Annotated in this window: 3 protein-coding genes; all 3 read right to left on the bottom strand. The window is 59.6% G+C overall.

From position 1 onward, the window contains the following. Positions 1-101: 101 nt before the first annotated feature. Positions 102-290, bottom strand: a complete 189-nt coding sequence (locus tag JK635_RS25760) for a DUF4158 domain-containing protein (protein ID WP_202655047.1) — start codon at positions 288-290, stop codon at positions 102-104. Next, positions 259-420: an adenine nucleotide alpha hydrolase family protein gene (locus JK635_RS16440; protein WP_202655046.1), complete on the bottom strand. Its 162-nt coding sequence runs from the start codon at positions 418-420 to the stop codon at positions 259-261. Before JK635_RS16440 ends, JK635_RS25760 begins: the two co-directional genes overlap by 32 nt. A 9-nt stretch (positions 421-429) precedes the next feature. Continuing rightward, a partial coding sequence (locus tag JK635_RS16435; protein WP_202655045.1) for a universal stress protein occupies positions 430-1,064 on the bottom strand: 635 nt, incomplete at its 5' end.

Raw genomic sequence — 1,064 nt, 5'->3', positions numbered from 1 at the left:
CCAGCAGCGCCTAATGTGATAGCCGCTGGGGCTCACGCCTAGTATTGCGCATTGCATCGACACTGGCCAATGCGTCTTGTGGCGCTCAATGAAGACGTACTTCAGGCGGCAGGAAATCGCAGAGAGGCCAACTGCACCGAGACGCCCAGCCGGTTGTGCATGCCACGATGGGCCATGATAAAGGCCTGGTCGGCTTCGCTGATCGTGTAGAGCCGGATCAGCTCGGCGGCGCCAGCAGCTGCTCGCGCTGCGCCGGCGTTAGCAGTTCTCGACGTGGCATGTGGTGTCATAGACGTAGGTCAGAGCCTGCACTGTTGCGAGCAGCAGCTTGGCATTCAGCCCTACCAGCACCAGACCGATAGCGTGCCGAAGGGCGTTCAGCGGCGCAGGCAGGCCGTCGATCGCCACCAAGATCTTCATGGTCCGACCTTAGAGCTCGCGAATCAACAGCAGAGGCGTTCGTACGCGCGATGCGACGCGGTTAGCGACCGAACCCACCGGTGAAAAGCGGTTCGTCCCGAATCCAAGCGACCCCATGACTAGCAAGTCGAGCTTGTTCTTCGACGCATAGGTCGCGATTTCGTGCCCGGCGTCGCCTCCCACAAGTCGAACCTCCATGGCTTGGATCCCGGCGTCCATCAAAATGGTCTTTACGGGTCCAAAGACCGAGTCGAACACCGCCTGATGCATCGCAGTCGCGTGCTCCGGCAAGATCCCCGTCTTGACTTGGCGGTCAATCCACCCATGCACTGTCAGGGTTTCCAGCTCCGGTGCGACGTGAACCATAAAAACACTGGGCTTCTCGCCCAAGAGCGCCGCATGCTTCGCGATGAATCGAGCCGCGGCAACGCCATACTTGCTACCGTCCAACGCCATCCCTACCTTCAAGGTATTGTGCTTTGGCGCCAGCTCACTGCGCAAAATGAGCAGCGGTTTCTTGCATGCGGCAGCGATCTTGTCAGCAACAGATCCGAAGAGGAAGTGCGTTAGTCCGCTGTCGCCGTGGGAGCCGATGACGATGACGTCAGCTGAGTCCTTGCGGACCACTTCGACAAGATCGTGAT

It is taken from the genome of Neobacillus paridis, from assembly GCF_016765675.1.
Lineage (GTDB): Bacteria > Bacillota > Bacilli > Bacillales > Cytobacillaceae > Neobacillus > Neobacillus paridis.
The sequence above is the reverse complement of the archived record's forward strand: the minus strand, read 5'-3'. Positions and strand labels throughout refer to the sequence as shown.

Excerpts from the sequence above, each read along its gene's own strand:
- JK635_RS25760 (WP_202655047.1), bottom strand. The coding sequence starts at position 290 with ATGACACCACATGCCACGTCGAGAACTGCTAACGCCGGCGCAGCGCGA.
- JK635_RS16440 (WP_202655046.1), bottom strand. The coding sequence starts at position 420 with ATGAAGATCTTGGTGGCGATCGACGGCCTGCCTGCGCCGCTGAACGCC.